This is a genomic window from Nitrosomonas sp. Nm51 (assembly GCF_900111165.1).
Classification (GTDB): domain Bacteria; phylum Pseudomonadota; class Gammaproteobacteria; order Burkholderiales; family Nitrosomonadaceae; genus Nitrosomonas.
Map to the genome: position 1 here is coordinate 186,298 of NZ_FOGH01000001.1, position 18,405 is coordinate 204,702.

General features: G+C 48.1%; 15 protein-coding genes, 1 pseudogene and 2 riboswitches. Of the genes and pseudogenes, 13 read left to right on the forward strand and 3 right to left on the reverse strand.

Translation table 11 applies throughout. From position 1 onward, the window contains the following. Positions 1 to 24 precede the first annotated feature (24 nt). The 8 genes and pseudogenes from BMY60_RS00875 to BMY60_RS00910 all read left to right on the forward strand — a co-directional run bounded on the left by BMY60_RS00875 (position 25) and on the right by BMY60_RS00910 (position 8,003). The gene (locus BMY60_RS00875) at positions 25 to 1,425 is read left to right on the forward strand and encodes a zinc metalloprotease (RefSeq protein WP_090330456.1); all 1,401 of its coding nucleotides are present in this window, start codon (positions 25 to 27) and stop codon (positions 1,423 to 1,425) included. A gap of 214 nt (positions 1,426 to 1,639) precedes the next feature. Beyond that, positions 1,640 to 1,705 (forward strand): annotated as a pseudogene (locus BMY60_RS16525) (zinc-ribbon domain-containing protein); the annotation flags it as partial. A gap of 3 nt (positions 1,706 to 1,708) precedes the next feature. Then, positions 1,709 to 2,092 (forward strand): pilin, encoded by a 384-nt coding sequence (locus BMY60_RS00880; RefSeq protein WP_143057316.1) that lies wholly within the window; start codon positions 1,709 to 1,711, stop codon positions 2,090 to 2,092. Between the two features lie 314 nt (positions 2,093 to 2,406). Beyond that, on the forward strand, positions 2,407 to 3,708 hold the full coding sequence (locus BMY60_RS00890; RefSeq protein ID WP_090330461.1) for an MFS transporter: 1,302 nt from the start codon (positions 2,407 to 2,409) through the stop codon (positions 3,706 to 3,708). A gap of 5 nt (positions 3,709 to 3,713) precedes the next feature. Further along, the gene (locus BMY60_RS00895) at positions 3,714 to 4,583 is read left to right on the forward strand and encodes a DUF3025 domain-containing protein (RefSeq protein ID WP_090330463.1); all 870 of its coding nucleotides are present in this window, start codon (positions 3,714 to 3,716) and stop codon (positions 4,581 to 4,583) included. Between the two features lie 66 nt (positions 4,584 to 4,649). Further along, entirely contained in the window at positions 4,650 to 5,789 is a 1,140-nt protein-coding gene (locus tag BMY60_RS00900; RefSeq protein ID WP_256250604.1) for a glycosyltransferase family 4 protein, read from the forward strand. 10 nt (positions 5,790 to 5,799) lie between these two features. Beyond that, on the forward strand, positions 5,800 to 7,176 hold the full coding sequence (locus tag BMY60_RS00905; protein ID WP_090330466.1) for a phenylacetate--CoA ligase family protein: 1,377 nt from the start codon (positions 5,800 to 5,802) through the stop codon (positions 7,174 to 7,176). Between the two features lie 44 nt (positions 7,177 to 7,220). After that, positions 7,221 to 8,003: a DUF5995 family protein gene (locus tag BMY60_RS00910; RefSeq protein ID WP_256250605.1), complete on the forward strand. Its 783-nt coding sequence runs from the start codon at positions 7,221 to 7,223 to the stop codon at positions 8,001 to 8,003. Positions 8,004 to 8,075: 72 nt separating this feature from the next. Here the strand turns inward: BMY60_RS00910 and BMY60_RS00915 are convergent, their stop codons facing one another. The 3 genes from BMY60_RS00915 to BMY60_RS00930 form a co-directional block, all read right to left on the reverse strand. After that, positions 8,076 to 10,376: a bifunctional diguanylate cyclase/phosphodiesterase gene (locus BMY60_RS00915; protein ID WP_090330468.1), complete on the reverse strand. Its 2,301-nt coding sequence runs from the start codon at positions 10,374 to 10,376 to the stop codon at positions 8,076 to 8,078. Between the two features lie 738 nt (positions 10,377 to 11,114). Further along, the gene (locus BMY60_RS00925) at positions 11,115 to 11,906 is read right to left on the reverse strand and encodes an aldolase (RefSeq protein ID WP_090330471.1); all 792 of its coding nucleotides are present in this window, start codon (positions 11,904 to 11,906) and stop codon (positions 11,115 to 11,117) included. Positions 11,907 to 12,005: 99 nt separating this feature from the next. Next, positions 12,006 to 12,704: an SDR family oxidoreductase gene (locus BMY60_RS00930; protein ID WP_090330472.1), complete on the reverse strand. Its 699-nt coding sequence runs from the start codon at positions 12,702 to 12,704 to the stop codon at positions 12,006 to 12,008. A 281-nt stretch (positions 12,705 to 12,985) separates the two neighbouring features. Then, positions 12,986 to 13,080: riboswitch (glycine riboswitch) on the forward strand. Between the two features lie 22 nt (positions 13,081 to 13,102). Further along, a riboswitch (glycine riboswitch) is annotated at positions 13,103 to 13,202 on the forward strand. A 56-nt stretch (positions 13,203 to 13,258) separates the two neighbouring features. Between BMY60_RS00930 and gcvT the strand changes: the two genes are divergently transcribed. From gcvT to gcvPB, 5 genes are all read left to right on the forward strand, one after another. Further along, on the forward strand, positions 13,259 to 14,350 hold the full coding sequence (gene gcvT / locus BMY60_RS00935) for a glycine cleavage system aminomethyltransferase GcvT (protein WP_090330474.1): 1,092 nt from the start codon (positions 13,259 to 13,261) through the stop codon (positions 14,348 to 14,350). Between the two features lie 40 nt (positions 14,351 to 14,390). Then, positions 14,391 to 14,780, forward strand: coding sequence for a glycine cleavage system protein GcvH (gcvH, locus tag BMY60_RS00940; protein ID WP_090330475.1), 390 nt, complete (start codon positions 14,391 to 14,393; stop codon positions 14,778 to 14,780). Positions 14,781 to 14,847: 67 nt separating this feature from the next. Continuing rightward, a complete protein-coding gene (gene gcvPA, locus BMY60_RS00945; RefSeq protein WP_090330477.1) occupies positions 14,848 to 16,200 on the forward strand; it encodes an aminomethyl-transferring glycine dehydrogenase subunit GcvPA in 1,353 nt (450 codons plus the stop codon). 83 nt (positions 16,201 to 16,283) lie between these two features. Next, positions 16,284 to 16,778, forward strand: a complete 495-nt coding sequence (tpx, locus tag BMY60_RS00950) for a thiol peroxidase (protein WP_177166526.1) — start codon at positions 16,284 to 16,286, stop codon at positions 16,776 to 16,778. A gap of 21 nt (positions 16,779 to 16,799) precedes the next feature. Further along, positions 16,800 to 18,251, forward strand: coding sequence for an aminomethyl-transferring glycine dehydrogenase subunit GcvPB (gene gcvPB, locus BMY60_RS00955; protein ID WP_090330480.1), 1,452 nt, complete (start codon positions 16,800 to 16,802; stop codon positions 18,249 to 18,251). Positions 18,252 to 18,405: the final 154 nt, after the last annotated feature.

Genomic DNA, 18,405 nt, shown 5'->3' on the forward strand with positions numbered 1-18,405 from the left:
GCATTTTCATAAGGCTACAGTTTCATGACGCAGGTTTTACAGGAAAACAGGCAAGGCAATTATCTAAAGAAATACGTGCTGCTGGCCGTATTAATCCCGGGCTTGTTGTTATGGATTCCGGCAGGAGAGACCGGCGTATTCGAGTTTATCAGCGATGACGATGAAGCTGATGTTATCACGCATCCAGCGGGATATACCGGCGCAGGCGGTGAATTGGTCGTGACGGTCGGAATTACGCCATTGTCGCCACATGCCGGTGAAATGGAAATACCGGTAAAGAACGCAATCAACACCTGGAATCAACTTGTCCCGACAATCAACAATATTCAGATAGATGACAATATTGTGCCGCGCCGGATGTTTGACTTTGAATCGGTCGCATTGCATGAGCTCGGACACTGTATCGGTCTGGCGCATCCTAATCTGGCCACCGAATCGGGGCTGGACGGTGAGAATAAAAATTATACCAATGCTGTCAGAGGCGCGAATAATATATTTGACTTGGGACGCGGTGCAGATGGCATTATCGGTTCCGGCGATGATATGCGCGGCGATGATATCAATCTGCACTGGTTCAACAAAGAAAACAACAATCCGTTCTTGCTGCCCGAGATTATTGATCAGACGACTTACAGCCGGGCGCTGGATGATTTGCCACCGGGCCATCATTTTGCCGCAAACGGCGATCGTCTTGTTTCGCTTCTGCTCGGGTTTGAAAATACCGAGACTGTGATGCAACAGGGCATTACATCGGGAGAGGCCCGGCGCACTCTCGCTGCCGACGATGTGGCAACGTTGCGTCTGGCAATGAGCGGGCTGGATAGATTGCAGGGAACGTCAGACGATTACACGCTAACCCTGCAGTACGTCGGCAAAACTGATAATGCCGACATTGTTTTGAGTTTTGATGACAGAGCCGCATTTGCTGCATGCAGGATTACAGGATTCTTTCTGGACGGTAAACATGTTGCGATTCAGGAAGGACGCATTTCGTTTAATACCGGTTTTGCATGGTTTTTTAATCCTGCTTTAGCCCAGCCTGTACCGGAACAGCCTGTGGTGTCCATTTTGGTTAACGATCAGGATGCGCCCATTGTGTTGCAGTCTGACGATCGCCTGGTGCTGACGGTAGGGCTTGATCCGGGAATGAAAAGCGGAAACCAGACAGATTACTGGGTGCGCGCAAAGACGCCAGCAGGTGATTTCTGGCTGGACAGCCGGTTACAGTTTACTCGTTCTGATACGCCGGTCCGGGCGCATGGCGGTCCGATGGCTGCGCTAGCCGGTCTCAATATTCTAGACAGAACGGCTGCCGGTTTGCCCGCGGGCACTTACACGGTTACCTTCGCGGTAGACGATAATCGTGATCAGGTTTTCGATGAGACGTATCAGCAATCCGTCTCTTTTACGGTGTTGCCGCGCTAGGAGCCGCGAATAAATAAGTGTTACAGTTATTTATGAACGACTCCTTAGTGTTGCGTGCAGAGGCAGGCTGCCTGCATTGCGAGCGGTATGCGGAAATGAAAATGTAAAAAGGCGTCTTTATGGCATCACCTAAATAGGTTAAAGTACGTCGCGATGTATTTTTGAGAGCAGTGCTTCATGAAACAAGAAATAACAATTTTTTGAGGATATTGATATGCTTTGCCCTAATTGTGGAACAGAAAATACTGAACAGGCCGAATACTGTACGCAATGCGCCGCAACATTGAAAACTGACCCCGGACATGCCGCTCGATCTGATAACAGTGCGGCAGCTTCGAATGCCGATGAAGTGACGAATCATCCCCGGGAGCGTGCTTCAGCAGAGGAATTAACAGGTTCATCAGAAAACAGCCTGACGGAAAACCGTTCGAAACAGCGCGTCACCAACCTCGATTTTCAGTCGGATAAAGCAAATGAAAAGCCGGTTGTTCCAATGGGGATGTATATTGCTATTATTTTGCTCTCGATTCCTATTCCTCCGATTGGTATGGCCATGGGGTACACGTATTTAAGAAAGTCACACCCCGATGCTAAAAAAGCAGGCAAAATCTGGCTAATCTGGGGAATAATAACATTTGCAATTTTAGTTCTTCTGACAATTATCTGATTATTATTTATTCTCGTTTGGCAATGAAACGACTATTGCCTGCAAGACGCGCCTTGCCATGTGCACTAAACAGGGCCCTGTACCCGGCATATCATATATAGAGTACTGGCAAGCTGTTGAAAAACGGCTGCGTTGCCACTGTGAGATTAAAAACAGGCGCAAAGCGCGTATTTTATCAGGCATAAATTTGCTTTTTTGCCTGTTTTTACCATGTGCCGACTGTCTCGAAAACTATTTTCAACAGCGTGTTAAACATTGCGCCAGATATGCGGATCAATTTCTGATTTAACTGCTGACGAAAATCATGATACGCAATGCCTGAATCCGGTAAAACATCCTTATTCCCAGATGCGGCTGCAACCGTACCCGGAACTGGGGCCGGCTCTGAAATAATCGATTGCGGCGCAGTACCTGATACCGAAACAATTCATGAATGGCCTGTGTTACTTGTGCTTGCTGCGGTGCAGTTTGTGCATATTCTCGATTTCATGATGATAATGCCGCTGGGACCGGTGTTTTTCAGACTGTATGACATAACGCCGCAGCAATTCGGTTTGCTGGTAACGGTGTATACGCTCAGTGCAGCGGCATGCGGTTTCATGGCGGCATTTTTCGTTGATCGCTTTGACCGCAAGCATACGCTGATCGGTTTATGTGCGGGTTTCACGCTGGCAATGCTGCTATGCGCTTTGTCGATCAATTATCAAATGCTGTTATGCAGCCGTGCGATTGCCGGCATGTTTGGCGGTTTGATAAGCGCGACAGTTTTTTCCATTATCGCCGATCTGATTCCGCAAACCCGGCGCGGCAAGGCGACCGGTACTGTAATGTCGTCTTTTTCGTTTGCCGCAGTTGCCGGCATGCCCGCTGGCCTGTTTCTCGCCAGCTGGTTGAACTGGCGCGCACCCTTCGTTGTGCTGGCCGCTTTAAGTTTGCTCATCATATTCGCCGCCCGTCGGTTGTTGCCCCCGGTTAAAGCGCATATTCAGGTTCATCAGCTCAATCCCATCAATCAGTTAAAAAAAATTTTTCTGGTTCGGAATCATATGGTCGCTTTTTTATTGATCGGTATGCTGATGTTTTCGGGTTACCTGGTAATCCCCTTTATCAGTACGTACATGGTGACCAATGTTGGCATGCATGTAAATGAGCTGCCCTATCTCTATTTTTTTGGCGGTTTGTTCAGCTTTTTTACAGCCAATCTGTTTGGCCGGTTTACTGACCGTTTTGGCAAGCGGGTTATGTTCGGCATCCTGGCCATGCTATCGCTGGCGCCGGTTTTATGGGTTACGCATATATCAGAAGCGTCATTGTTTGTGGCGCTGGCAGCGTCGACATTATTCATGATACTGGTTACAGGACGGGTTATTCCATTGATGGCATTGATTACAGCGGCAGTCAGGCCGCATTTGCGCGGCAGTTTTATGACATTTCACATGTCCATGCAACAACTATCGGCAGGTCTGGGTTCATTGCTGGCCGGCTCCATAATGGATGTGACCGCACACGGAAGAATTATGCATTACGATACAGTGGGGATTGTTGCGGCGGTGATTACTGTTATCGGTATTATATTGGCAACGCAAATAAAAACGGTTGAAGAACTGGATGGATAGCTTGAATGACCGGATGGAATCCTTATTTTTGTGATTTTTCACCTATTTTTAGCCCTCTCAAACCTGTTGCGCGTTTTATTCGACAATACAACAGATGGCCGGCGTATCATGACATTGAAAATCTGCAGCGGAAAGCAGGTGTTCATATTACTGCTGGTCCTGGTTTGCCGGTACGTTTTGTGCCGCCAGGAACAACAAGCGGGGATGATTTGCAGCAATATTATGAAGCCAGAATTTATCTGACTGGTGAAGTATCGACACGGCCGGAAAGCTGGCATGATTTATTTAATGCGCTGGTATGGATGACGTTTCCGCATACCAAAGCTGCGCTCAACCGGATTCATTATCACGCTTTAACAGCAATGATGCCGGAGAAAAAAGATCGGCGCGGCTCATTAAGAGATGCGGCAACGCTTTTTGATGAGTCAGGCGTCGTTGTATTAAGCAGTCAGCCTTTGCTGATCGAATCATTGAGGCGGCATGAATGGAAAACGGTTTTTTGGCAGCAGAGAAATGCAGTGCTGTCATCAATGCGCTTTATTGTTTTTGGGCATGCGTTATTTGAAAAAGCGTTGAATCCTTACACCGGTATGACCGGGAAAGGCGTTTTTTTTCAAATAGAGGAAAATTTCTTGCGGCAACCGCTGACGGAACAATTGAAAATGATAGATCGCTGGTTGGCGGATTTCGTTATGCGGCGGTTGACTTGTAATGCGGATATGTCACCTATTCCGGTACTGGGTTATCCTGGGTGGTCTAAGGATAATATGGCTGAGGGTTATTACGATAACCGGCAGTATTTCCGGCCGCTTACCCGCAAGAAACAAAACCGGCCTGGCCGTGATTGGCGCAGCGATGATGCCGGATGTCGATGAATGGCTTATAATAAAATTTAACTTAACGAAGTGTTTGGTTGGAGGGAGAATGAGAAAGCCGATGCTGTGCGTCATATTTGCGGTCCGGAAACGATGGCTTTGAACGGACCGGTGTTGCATATCGGACTGGTAGGGCCGCTGCCGCCGCCTTACGGCGGCATGGCCAACCAGACCCGGCAGTTGGCGGGTTTGTTGCAACAGGAGGGTGTTCGGGTTGAAGTGATTCAGGTGAATGCTCCTTACCAGCCCGCCTGGGCGGGAAAAATCCGGGGATTGAGAGCGGTTTTCAGGCTGATACCTTATTTGTTGCGGCTATGGCGCGCAGCCGGACAGGTGCAGCTGTTTCATATTATGGCCAATTCCGGCCTGGCATGGCACCTGTTTGCCGCGCCAGCCATTTGGATTGCCCGCTTAAGGAACACACCTGTTATTGTGAATTACCGGGGCGGCGAAGCGCGGCTGTTTTTTCAAAAATCATGGCGCTGGATCAAGCCTAGTCTTGACAGGACGCACGCTATCATCGTGCCATCCGGTTTTCTTGAAGCGGTATTTGGTCAATACGGATACGCTGCCGGGATCGTGCCCAATATTATCGATTTGAGCCGGTTCAGCGTCAGGCCGCAGACGGATGGGGATGGAACGGATTGGACAGATGCGCCGCATATTGTGGTTACGCGCAATCTGGAAGCGATTTATGATAACGCGACTGCGATACGCGCTTTTCAAATCGTCAAGCAATCAGTTCCGCGCGCGCGATTGACTGTTGCCGGCGCGGGGCCGGAGAAAACGATGCTGGAACATTTCGTCACCGAACTGGGATTGCAAGATTCGATCCGGTTCACAGGGCGTATTGACAACGATGCGATTGCGGCGCTTTATCAAAGTGCGGACATGATGATCAATGCAAGCCTCATTGATAATATGCCGATCTCGATACTGGAAGCGCTGGCTAGCGGAGTGCCAGTCGTCAGTACCGACGCGGGCGGGATTCCTTACCTTGTCGAACATAACAAAACAGCATTGCTGGTACCGAAAAAAGACCCTGACGCAATGGCTAACGCCATGCTGAAGCTTTTACGAAGTCCGCAGCTGGCAGACAGTTTAAGGTCATGCGGTTTGGCGTCACTGGAGCGTTATACCTGGAATTCGGTTAAACGACATCTGTTTACCGTTTATCAACAGGCGCTGGTTCACGGGCAGCACTGATGGAGCGACAATGAGGAAAATACCGGCGGGATCAGAAAGTCTTTATACAGCCTGGGTATCGGGTTGTTTCTTTCCATTGCATGAAAAGCTTAAAAAACATACAAGTGTTGCTTTGCGCAGGCAACTTGAAGTAGCGCAGTGGTGGGACAGGGAACGCTTGCAGGAATTGCAGCTGAAGAAACTGCGGAATTTCTTAATACAGGTACAGCGCCATGTCGTCTATTACCGGCGTTTGTTCGCAGAGATTGCGTTCAATCCCGCCGATTTGCAGTCAATATCCGATCTTGCACGCCTGCCGTTTTTGACCAAGTCTGTGATCAGAGACAATACCGATGCGCTGAAGTCGGATATTGCCGGCAGTCTGGCACGCTATAATACCGGCGGTTCCAGTGGTGAACCACTGGTGTTTTACATCGGTAAAGACCGTACCAGTCACGATATTGCGGCGAAGTGGCGCGCGACGCGCTGGTGGGGCGTGGATATCGGCGATCCCGAAATTGTGATCTGGGGCTCGCCGATAGAACTTGGCGCACAGGATCGCCTGCGCAATCTGCGCGATTGGATTTTACGTACCAAACTGTTGCCGGCATTTGAAATGTCCGAACAAAGAATTGACGGCTTTTTAGCCGAGATACGCGCGATGCGCCCCAAAATGCTGTTTGGTTATCCCTCTGCGTTATCGCATATCGCGCGCCATGCAAAAATGCATGACATGCGTATGGATGATCTTGGCATACAGGCCGCGTTTGTGACTTCTGAACGATTGTATGACGACCAGCGCAAGCAGATCAGTGAAACATTTAATTGTCCTGTCGCCAATGGCTATGGCGGCCGTGACGCCGGTTTTATCGCGCATGAATGCCCGGATGGCGGTATGCATATCAGCGCGGAGGATATCATCGTCGAAATTATTGATGCGCAGGGTAAGGCCTTGCCGCCGGGCAAATCCGGGGAAATTGTGGTAACGCATATGGCCACGCATGATTTTCCGTTTATCCGTTACCGTACCGGCGATATAGCCATTTTGCATGATCAGACCTGCACCTGTGGACGCGGGTTGCCATTGATCCGTGAGGTGCAGGGCCGTAGTACTGATTTCGTCGTGGCGCAGGATGGTACTGTCATGCACGGACTTGCGTTGATATACATTCTGCGCGATCTGCCGCAGATTGAAGCGTTTAAAATCGTGCAGGAAAGTCTGGATCAGACACATATCTTCCTCGTGTGCAGGGAAGCGTTGGATAAGGCGCTGCTGCTGCGTATCGAGCATGCTTTTAAAACAAGACTCGGGCAGGCGGTAAATATTTTGATCGAACAGGTAACACAAATTCCCGCAGAAAAATCGGGTAAATTTCGTTATGTTGTAAGCAAAATTGCCGGCCGGTAATATTTTCTCAAGATGGCGTCCTTGACAACAGGAGGAGAAGAAAAATGATGTCAGATCAGGATTTTCCCGCTTCAATTGCAACGCCTGCGCAATCAATTGATGAGGTAATCAATCAACTGACCGCGATTGTGGTATGGTCCGGGCAGAATAATTCACGCACAGGCTATTTTGCTGCGTTGTACCGCAAAGTGACGATACAAGTTAAAAAGGGTATTGAAGCGGGTTTTTTTGATGACGGTCAGCGTATGGGGCGGTTTGATGTTATTTTCGCCAATCGGTACATTCACGCCTGCTATCAATATCACACCGGACAGGCGCCGACTCAATCCTGGGTGCGCGCATTTGATGCAACAGAGCGCTGGTGGCCCATCGTTTTGCAGCATCTGCTGATGGGCATGAACGCGCATATCAATCTCGATCTTGGTATCGCTGCCACAGAAACCGTACCGCCCGAAGAACTACAGAGCCTAAGGGGCGATTTTGATAAGATCAATCAAGTGCTTGCAGGACTCGTCGGCAGTGTGCGCAAAGAGCTTGCTGAAATCTGGCCGGTTTTTGGTATCATGAATCGTTTTCTCGGTAATGTTGAAACCGGCATTATTAATTTCAGTATGGAGAAAGCGCGCGATGCGGCCTGGTCTTTTGCCGAACAACTTTCACCGCAGTCCAGTGTGCAGCGTCAAGCGATGATCCAAGAAAAAGACGCCATCTTCGCCGCATTTTCCGATGTTATTATGCATCCGGGATTCACACTTTCGACAGCGCTGAGAATTATCCGGCTGGGAGAGCAAGGAACAATTCGAGAACGGATTGAGATACTGGAATAGTTACCAGGCCGGTTCCGCGGATTTCATAACATATGTTTTAATGAGAGGAAGGTTGTGCAGCTTCTTGAGCGTTCATCTGGAGCCTTTCCGGCTGCGCCAGCAATTGCCGCTCAATAGCGTTGAGATTGTATCTGCATGGACGGATTTGCTGAACAGATAACCCTGTACTGTTTCGCAGCCCAGTTTTTTTAGCATGTTTAGTTGGTTTGTTGTTTCAATACCCTCTGCAATAATTCCATAACCAAGTTTGTGTCCCATTTCAATCATGGAACTGACCAAGGTTAGTGTTTTGTTATCGTCAAGCATGTCGTCGACAAAGTATTTGCCGATTTTAAGGCGGTCTGCATTGAGGTGTCTAAGTGAAGCAAACGACGAATGACCGGTTCCGAAGCCGTCAATTGCCAGGAACACGCCCATATCCTTGAGTTTCTGGAAAATTGACAGATTCCGTGAATCAGTCTGTGCAATGCTTTCGGTCACTTCTAGTTCCAGTTCATCCGGCATGATGCCTGTTTCGTCGATTACTCGTTTGACCAGTGACACAAAATCCTTATCGAGAAACAGGCTTGAAGAAATATTTACCGCCATACGAAGTGTACGATAACCCGCTATCTTCCAGGTAATTAATTGGCTGCAAGCTGTTTTTAGTATCCATTCAGTCAGTGGCTGAATCATGCCGATTTTTTCGGCCGTAGCGATGAAATCAGCGGGCGGCACCTGTCCAAGTTGCGGATGATGCCAACGTGCCAATGCCTCAATTCCAGTAATTTCCCCGGAATTTACATTGATTTGAGGCTGATAAGCGAGTGATAGCTGCTTTTTTTCGATAGCTTCCCTTAGATTTTGTTCAATCTGAAAACGATACTCGGCTTTGTAAGTAAGCTCTGGTTTATAAAAAGCGTACTGGTTTTTCCCATTTTCCTTTGCCGTATAAAGCGAGGTATCTGCCGCTTTTAATAAGGTTGACAAGTTTTTCCCGTCATCGGGATAGTGCGCGATGCCAATGCTGCATGAAGGCGTGATTTTTCTGGCGGCAAGCTCGATGGTTTGAGATATCGCATCAAGGCAGCGCCGTGCAACTTTGGCAGCATAATCATCTTCAATTTCTTCAACCAGAATGCAGAATTCATCGCCACTCAAGCGTGCAACCAAATCGACATCGCGACAGGTGTTTTTCATGCGTGTCGCCAGCGTCTTGAGCAGTATGTCACCGGTATTATGTCCAAGACTGTCGTTGATACCTTTGAAGCCGTCCAGATCGATGAACAGCAATCCGAAACGACGGTTGTGCCGGTTAGCTGCTTTGGTGAATTCTTCGACGTGCTGGTAGAACGATGCGCGGTTGGCAAGCCCGGTCAGTTCATCAGTATAGGCTAAAGTACGTATACGTTTCTGAGCCTGATCCCGTTCCATGACAATTCCGGCAAGTCTGGCCGCAGACTTGAGATCGTTCAGTTCATCTTTGTCTGGGAGAGCGGGGTGGTTGTAATACATGCCAAACGCTCCCAGCACCTTTCCAGAGGAATTTTTTATAGGCTCCGACCAACAGCAACGCATGCCATGAGGGAGCGCCACATGTTTGATTTTTTCCCATTTGGGGTCCGTTTCAATATTCTCTACAAGCACACGTTCTCCGGTATACGTGGATGTACCGCACGAACCGACACTAGGCCCGTTTTCCAGGCCGCTAACTGCGTCGCAGTATTCCTTTGGCAGGCTTGGCGCGCCACCATGCAAAAGTTTATTGTCATCCAATTCCAGCATTGAGCATCGCATTCCCGGGTGACGTTCTTCGTACATTAACGCAATTGCATCATAAATGTCCGGTGCCGGGTGGCCGATTGCAATCATTTCAAGAATTTTGGTATTTTTATTATCAAATGCTTCCGCTTTTTTCCGTTCTGTTATATCAATGTGCGTTCCTACCAGACGGACAGGTTTGCCGTCTGTCTCGCGTGTAACTAGAAATGCACGGGATAGAACGAAAATCGCATGCCCATTTTTATGCAGCATGCGCATTTCAACCTCAAATGAACCGACACTGCCAGTCAGGTAGTCCTGAACCTTTTCCCATAGCATACCCCTGTCATCGGGATGAATCAGATTAGTCAGGGTATTTAAATTGTCTTCAAGCTCATGTTCGCCATAACCCAACATGTTTTTCCAGCGAAGTGAGTAATAAACGTTATTCGTTTCAAGATTCCAGTCCCACAGTCCATCACTGGTGCCGCGCATCGCTAGAGAAAATCGCTCTTCACTTCTAAGTAGCTCGGTTGTGCGCATTTCAGATAATTGCTTGACAATAGCAAGCTCTGCACGTAGCTGCTGATTTTCTTGAAGAAGCTGAGAATGTGATGGATTGGTATTGTTCATGTATTACGCACTATTTATATTGCTGGACTGTTGACAATCAATATAGTCGAAATCTGATTCAATCAGCAAAGGGTCTGCAAAGGGTTAACTCAGTATACTGCGTCGATTGTGTGTATATTTAGCAACGCGTTTCTTTCGCGTCGAGTCCGCTTGTGGAAATGCATAACAAAATGAAATGAATACAATGCTTATAAATTACCATTATAAACATTCAAAGCGTGCTTTATGTGAAAACCATATTAACAGGTTGAGTGTTTTCCTGTTAAAAAGTAAATTTAAAAAATCTGTGTTGCATTGCAGTGTCAAAAGCAGGTTCGTAATGTGCGCATTCATGTATAAATACAGTCTTTTTATCTGTTCTTTTACCTTGCATTGTCTGCCAAGAAACATTTTCTGTTTTTTTAACAGTCTGTTAAATCAGTTTCTGTGCGCGATTGATTACAAAGCTGATAAGGTAAGCTTGATTTCCTGTTTTCAAAACCGGGAAATAAACGGTTTTTCGATGCTTTATTGCTATTGCAAAATGCTTTGTAGTGCTATCCACCGATTTTTGGCGTCTGTTACATCAATACGCCAGTCTTTGTAATTTTGTTATTTTGAGGCCTGTTGCATAATCGGGTGAGGGCGGCTATTAGCCGGTGACATCATTCTTCATGCGGCGGTGCGCGGCGGACCGTTGCCATTTTTGTAGACTCTGCCGCATCTCACCAGACGTGTGGCAGCAATTCTGATCAGACGTTATTCAAGACAATTTCTATGACTTGTTTTCTTGAGCGTGCGCCTGGCGTAATAGGCGAAACCCACAGCACTGCGTTGTGCGCGAAGTATCCAGTCATGCGCTTCGCGTCCCAGCGCCGGTTCAATAGACTTAATTGTTCCGGCAGCACTGGCGAGTAATTGCATTTTTGCGGCACGCTCGAACGCTATTGCCAGCAGACATGATTCTTCAATGCTGGTGCAGGCAACAAGCAAGCCATGATGCGCAAGTAGAATGGCACGTTTTGTACCGATCGCTTTGGCAATCAATTCGCCTTCCTCATTGCCGACGGGAACGCCCGGCCATTTCGGTAAAAAAGCCACGTCATCATAAAGTACACAGTTATCCATATGAGAGATTTCCAGCGGAATTTCAAGCATGCTCAGCGCGGCGGTATGGACAGCGTGCGTATGGATGATGCATTGCACGTCCGGTCGTGCACGGTATAACCATGAATGAAAACGATTTGCAGGGTTGGCCATACCGTCGCCCTGCAGTACGTCCAGATCTTCGTTCACAAGCAGCAGATTGCCGGCGCAGATTTCATCAAAACCCAGCCCCAAACGTTGTGTCAGATAAGTGCCCGGCTTTTCACTGCGCGCAGTAATCTGGCCGGCGAGGCCGGAGTCATGACCATTATCGAACAGAATGCGGCAAGCTAACGCCAGTTTCTGTGCCGGACTGTATTGCGTGCCTTGCAAATGCGTATCCATTTGCCCGAAGGATTGTTTGATTAATTCGTTCTTGTCAAGGTTAAAGGTATCCGTGCTCATGTGTCTCCGGTTGCTTTGGTATCGATAAAATATTGCCTGATAGTATTTGTTATCAGGTTGTTAGAAAGCTATCTGCGGCCAGTTAAGCCGCCAAGAATCTCACCACGGAATGATTTGACCATCATAGGAAAAAAACTTTCCGGAATCTGTATGCGTCAATTCTTCGATAACGTGACGCATTCCCGATACACTTTTTTCAGTTGAAATTAATGCGTTCGGGCCACCCATGTCCGTCCTGACCCAGCCGGGATGCAGTAATCCAACGATAACACCTTTGGGTTCCAGATCGATCGCCAAGCTTTTCATGACAATATTAACAGCCGATTTACTCGAACGATACACATAACTGCCGCCGCCGCGGTTATCGGAAACGCTCCCCATTTTACTGGTTACCGTCACGATTTTTTTCAATTCGCTTTTTGCGACTTGCGCATAAAATGCATCCGCCATCTTTAAAGGCGCCATGGTATTGATTCGGAACGCATAAGCCCATGCATCATAGTCAATTTGATGAAAGCTGGCGCCGCGGGCAACCGGATAGACGCCCGCGTTATTGATCAGTAAATCGATTTTTTCTGTCGACATTGCTTGCGACAGTTGTTCAATTTGCGGGTGGTTATCTAAGTCGAGCGCATGGAGCTGAATTGCATCAGGATACTGTGCAGCCAACCGGTTCAACGCGTTTGAAGTCGACAGATTGCGCGCGCATGCATGAACCCGCCAGCCGTCATGCGCATACTGGCGTACAAACTCCAGACCGATACCCCGGTTTGCTCCGGTAATTAAAACTGTTTTCATTTGATTTGTGATTCCTGTCAATTATTGGTGAAGCATACAAGATTGTTATTATATTGTTTGATTTTTAAAAATGCCTTTTCAATGAACCTATTTGAATCTATTTATGGCTCAAGTATATCCATATACGCCTTTAACAGAGAGCGAGTGATTTTTTTTATTCTATCAATCAATGAATTAAATTCAAAACATATAATCTGCTACAGAACTGAAAAACATGAAAAAGCTGTCAAGTCTTGTCTAACCAGTCTCTGCTGAGGTATAGTGCGGGCTCAGCCAAAACATATGTTCAAGCAGGAGAGCGCGCTCGGCAATTGAATGATCCGAGCGCCGCCGAAGGCGTAACTCCCCGGAATCGCTCAGGCATGGTCAGACATAGTTTCTCCCTGGGAACCGCTTGAAACAGGCAATCTGGAGAGTGTCAGGTATTGAGACTGACCACCGAAGGGGCACGCGGTATTGATCTGCAAATCTCTCAGGTAAAAGGACAGAGGGGTGAATTTCTAAGTGCATCATGTCTGTATGATGACTTATTTTTAATACCGGGAGAGTAGTCCGTGCTGAGAAAAACACCCCTGAATCAGACGCATCGCGAAATGAATGCCAAAATGGTGGACTTTGGCGGCTGGGATATGCCGCTGCATTATGGATCACAGCTTGATGAGCATCACAAAGTCCGTCAGGATGCAGGCATGTTCGATGTCTCGCACATGTTGCCCATTGACATAAAAGGCGCAAACGCGCGCGGTTTCCTGCGGCAACTGGTCGCCAATAATGTTGATAAGCTGTCTATTCCCGGAAAAGCGCTGTACACCTGTATGTTGACACCGGAGGGCGGTGTCATTGATGATCTTATTGTTTACTTCTTATCTGAAACCTGGTTCCGGATCGTTGTCAATGCCGGCACGGCCGATAAAGATGTAGACTGGATATTTAAACAGCGGGATGCTGCTGCCCCCGGTCTGGAAATTTCACCACGGCGCGACCTGGCCATGGTCGCTGTGCAGGGACCCAATGCACGCGCCAAGGTCTGGCAAGTGATTCCGGGTGCAAAAGCTGCAACGGAAGAATTGAAGCTGTTTCAATCCGTTACATTGAATCATTTCTTTATCGCGCGAACCGGCTATACCGGAGAAGACGGTTTTGAGATTATGTTACCTGCCGAAGAGTCACCGGCATTCTGGAAAGCACTGCATGGTGAAGGCGTGGCGCCTGCAGGACTGGGTGCGCGTGATACCCTGCGTCTGGAAGCCGGGATGAATCTGTATGGACAGGATATGGATGAAACGACATCGCCATTGGAATCGGGACTCGGATGGACGGTCGATTTAAAAAGCGAGCGGGATTTTATCGGCAAGCAGGCGTTGCTCGATTCAACAGTCACGCAGCATCTGGTCGGATTGCTATTGCTGGACCGTGGTGTTCTCAGAAGTCATCAAAAAGTTGTTGCGCAACATGACGGCAGGGAGTTTGAAGGAGAAATTACCAGCGGTGGATTCTCGCCAACCATTAATCAGTCTATCGCCCTGGCCCGTATTGCTATCGAAATAGTTCCGGATGAGGAAGTACACGTGCTGGTCAGAGATAAGAAATTGCGTGCCAAAGTGGTAAAATACCCATTTGTACGGAACGGGAAAGTTCTGACTTAAATCTGGGGTCATCAATCAATATCAAATCCGGAGTAAATATATGAGTATTCCAACAGATCTGAAATACACCAAGTCACATGAATGGGTGAAAACTGAGGCGGACGGGAATGTCAGCGTCGGCATCACCGATCATGCGCAGGAGTTGCTGGGAGACATGGTCTTTGTCGAACTGCCGCAAGTCGGCGATACATTCACGCAAAAACAGGAATGCGCTGTGGCTGAATCCGTTAAAGCGGCGGCGGATGTTTATTCCCCGGTTTCGGGCGAGGTCACTGAAGTTAATTCAGCGCTGGCCGACAATCCCGAAAATATCAATCAGGATGCCTTTGGTTCCTGGCTTTTTAAATTGAAGCCCAGCAATCCGGCAGAACTGGAGGGTTTATTTGATGCAGCCGGCTATCAAGCTTTACTGGACAACGAAGAGCATTAATCCGGGGCCTGTAGTACTGCTTGCTCTTTCATTCATATTTTATTTAGAGATTGATTCATAATTCACCATGCCGTTTATTCCACATACACAAGAAGATATTGCTGAAATGCTGACAAGCATTGGCGCAGATTCAATTGAGACGCTTTTTGATGAAATCCCGGATAACCTGAAAAGTGGCGGGTTAAACAATGTTCCGCCCGGATTGAGCGAAATGGAAATCACACGCTTGATGATGGAACGCGCCAATCAGGACGGTTTTTATCAGAATTTTATCGGTGCGGGCGCCTATGAACATCATATACCTGCCGCTGTCTGGCAAATTACGACCCGTGGTGAATTTTATTCCTCATATACGCCTTATCAGGCTGAAGCCAGCCAGGGAACCCTGCAGTTATTGTATGAGTACCAGACGATGATGGCTTCGTTGACCGGCATGGATGTTTCCAATGCCAGTCTGTATGACGGCGCTACCGCACTGGCTGAAGCCGTGTTAATGGCTGTACGGTCGCATAGATCGTCCCGGCGCATTCTGATGCCGCAAACAGTGCATCCGGTCTATAAGAAAGTGGTGCGCGCCATTGTCGGTAACCAGAAAATTGACATTGTCGAGTTACCATTCTGCACAGAAGCCGGGCGTATTTTACCGGAATCGCTGAAAAAATTTGACAACGAAGAGTTTGCCGCGCTTGTGATACCTCAGCCGAATTTTTTTGGTGTGCTGGAGCAGGTTGACGAACTTACCGACTGGGCGCATAGTAAAAAGGCATTGGCTATCGGCGTTGTCAATCCGGTATCTCTGGCCTTGTTAACGCCGCCAGGAGAATGGGGCAGTGACGGTGCGGATATTGCTGTTGGCGAAGGACAGCCGTTAGGCATACCCCTGTCCAGCGGCGGTCCTTATTTTGGTTTCATGGCATGCAAGAACAGCCTGATTCGCCAGCTTCCCGGCAGAGTCATCGGCCGCACCAACGATCTGGATGGCAAACAGGGTTTTGTATTGACGCTGCAGGCCCGTGAGCAGCATATTCGCAGATCCAAGGCAACCTCGAATATTTGCACCAATCAGGGGCTAATGGTTACCGCAGCGACCATTTACATGTCTTTGCTCGGACCGGACGGTTTGCGCCGTGTCGCTCAGCATTCACATGTCAACACGGTAAATCTGGTTCAGAAACTTGAAAAAATCTCCGGTGTCAAGAGCGTATTCAGTAGTCCGTTTTTCCATGAAGCTGCGTTGAAACTGTCAAAGCCGGTTGATGATGTTCTGGCTGAGATGAAAGATAAAGGCATTCTGGCCGGTTTGAATCTGCAGGCGTTTTATCCTGAGATGGACAATACCCTGCTGGTCTGTGCAACCGAGACGAAAACTGCCGGAGATATCCAGAATTACGTCACGCAATTTGAACAGGCGCTTCAATAATCAGATAGACAGGCGCACATCGCGCCTGGGTTAGGCGTCTAGTACAGTCATATCCATAAACCATTAAAAATGAGGGAAAGATTATGGTCACACACTTAGGTAATCCAATTCGCGTTGAAGGCGCTTTTCCAAAAGTCGGCCAGAAAGCACCGGCTTTTTCACTGGTTAACCGGGATCTGGAAGATGTCACGCTGGATCATTTCGCTGGCAAGAAAAAGGTGCTGAACATAGTTCCAAGTCTGGATACACCTGTCTGCGCGCTTTCTACGCGAAAATTCAACGAACAAGCCAGCAATATGGATAATACGGTTGTGCTTATAATCGCAGCTGATTTGCCTTTTGCCATGAGTCGTTTTTGCGATACTGAGAATTTGGATAAAGTGGTTACGCTATCGACCATGCGCGGCGCAAACTTCATGACAGACTATGGTGTGGCTATCGCAGAGGGACCGTTTGCGGGTATTACCGCGCGCGCTGTTGTCGTTCTCGATGAATCGAATACGGTTGTTCATGCCGAGCTCGTTTCGGAAATTGCTGATGAACCCAATTATGATGCTGCGCTGGCTGCATTGAAATAACTTTACACGCGATATCTAACGATGCTGATATTTGAACAAGCACGCCCCGGCCGTCGAAACTATTCGCAAGCGCCGACAACAACTGCAGATGCAGACGGTATTCCCGAGCAGTTTCGGCGCAAAAAACAACCTTTACTGCCAGAAGTATCCGAAATGGATACAGTCCGTCACTACACGCGATTGTCACAAAAAAATTTCTCGATTGACACTGAATTTTATCCGCTCGGCTCATGCACCATGAAATATAATCCGCGTGCGTGCAATGCACTGGCCATGCTGCCGCAATTTTTAGGCAGGCACCCGCTTGCTCCGGAAGATACGGGTCAGGGCTTTCTTGCCTGTATGTATGATTTGCAGGAAATCCTGAAAGACGTAACCGGCATGGCCGGTATGAGTCTGGCGCCAATGGCCGGTGCCCAGGGTGAATTAATCGGTGTCATGATGATCCGCGCCTATCATGAATCGCGCGGTGATTATGAACGTACAGAGATTATTGTGCCCGATGCGGCGCATGGGACCAATCCGGCAACAGCTGTTATGTGCGGATTTAAAGTTGTGGAAATCGCTACTGACAAGGAGGGCAATGTTGATCTCAATGCCCTAAAAGCGGCGGTTGGTCCGCAAACTGCAGGGTTGATGCTGACCAATCCTTCCACCTTGGGCGTTTTTGAAGAAAATGTTACTGAAATGAGCCGTGTTGTCCATGAGGCTGGGGGGTTATTGTATTACGACGGCGCAAATCTGAATGCAGTGCTGGGTAAAGTCAAGCCCGGTGATATGGGGTTTGATGTTATTCATATTAATCTGCATAAGACTTTTTCCACACCGCATGGCGGTGGTGGACCCGGTTCAGCGCCGGTTGGTGTGGCCAAACGTTTGTTGCCATTTCTGCCGGTCCCCTTTGTGGTATTTGAGAATGGGGCATACCGTTGGGTTGCCGAAAAGGAAATGCCGCAATCCATCGGCCGTCTTTCCGCGCACATGGGTAATGCCGGTGTACTGCTGCGTGCATATATTTATGTGCGCCTGCTGGGCAGAGACGGTATGCATCGGGTCGCCGAATTTGCCACGTTGAATGCCAATTATTTGATGGCCGAGCTAAAAAAAGCCGGTTTTGAGATTGCCTATCCGACACGGCGTGCCAGCCATGAGTTTATCGTTACTTTAAAAGACGCCAAGGAAAAAACGGGCCTTACAGCGATGAATCTTGCCAAGCGATTGTTGGATAAAGGTTTTCATGCGCCAACAACATATTTTCCGATTCTCGTTCCTGAATGCCTGTTGATCGAGCCGGCAGAAACCGAGTCCAAACAGACCCTGGATGCGTTTGTAACCGCGATGAAAGAAATTCTCACCGAAATTCAGGAACAGCCGGATATGGTTAAAAATGCGCCCCATACCATGCCGCTTCGCAAGCTTGACGATGTTAAAGCGGCGCGCGAGCTCGATTTATGCTGGAGACCGGACGCTTAAGCCGGTATTTTTTGAATTTAATTTTCTGCGTTCTAATTTATCGTCGAATGCTGGCAATAAAATAACAGTTTGTTGATGATCTCCTTTTCCTTTTGTTGTTCAATAGGCAAAAAAGTATCATCAACAACCGCCACAACAGTGACGGACAGCCGTT

Excerpts from the sequence above, each read along its gene's own strand:
- tpx (WP_177166526.1), top strand. The coding sequence starts at position 16,284 with ATGGTCACACACTTAGGTAATCCAATTCGCGTTGAAGGCGCTTTTCCA.
- gcvPA (WP_090330477.1), top strand. The coding sequence starts at position 14,848 with ATGCCGTTTATTCCACATACACAAGAAGATATTGCTGAAATGCTGACA.
- BMY60_RS00905 (WP_090330466.1), top strand. The coding sequence starts at position 5,800 with ATGAGGAAAATACCGGCGGGATCAGAAAGTCTTTATACAGCCTGGGTA.
- BMY60_RS00895 (WP_090330463.1), top strand. The coding sequence starts at position 3,714 with ATGACCGGATGGAATCCTTATTTTTGTGATTTTTCACCTATTTTTAGC.
- BMY60_RS00930 (WP_090330472.1), bottom strand. The coding sequence starts at position 12,704 with ATGAAAACAGTTTTAATTACCGGAGCAAACCGGGGTATCGGTCTGGAG.
- BMY60_RS00890 (WP_090330461.1), top strand. The coding sequence starts at position 2,407 with ATGCCTGAATCCGGTAAAACATCCTTATTCCCAGATGCGGCTGCAACC.
- BMY60_RS00915 (WP_090330468.1), bottom strand. The coding sequence starts at position 10,376 with ATGAACAATACCAATCCATCACATTCTCAGCTTCTTCAAGAAAATCAG.
- BMY60_RS00925 (WP_090330471.1), bottom strand. The coding sequence starts at position 11,906 with ATGAGCACGGATACCTTTAACCTTGACAAGAACGAATTAATCAAACAA.
- BMY60_RS00875 (WP_090330456.1), top strand. The coding sequence starts at position 25 with ATGACGCAGGTTTTACAGGAAAACAGGCAAGGCAATTATCTAAAGAAA.
- gcvPB (WP_090330480.1), top strand. The coding sequence starts at position 16,800 with ATGCTGATATTTGAACAAGCACGCCCCGGCCGTCGAAACTATTCGCAA.
- BMY60_RS00910 (WP_256250605.1), top strand. The coding sequence starts at position 7,221 with ATGATGTCAGATCAGGATTTTCCCGCTTCAATTGCAACGCCTGCGCAA.
- gcvH (WP_090330475.1), top strand. The coding sequence starts at position 14,391 with ATGAGTATTCCAACAGATCTGAAATACACCAAGTCACATGAATGGGTG.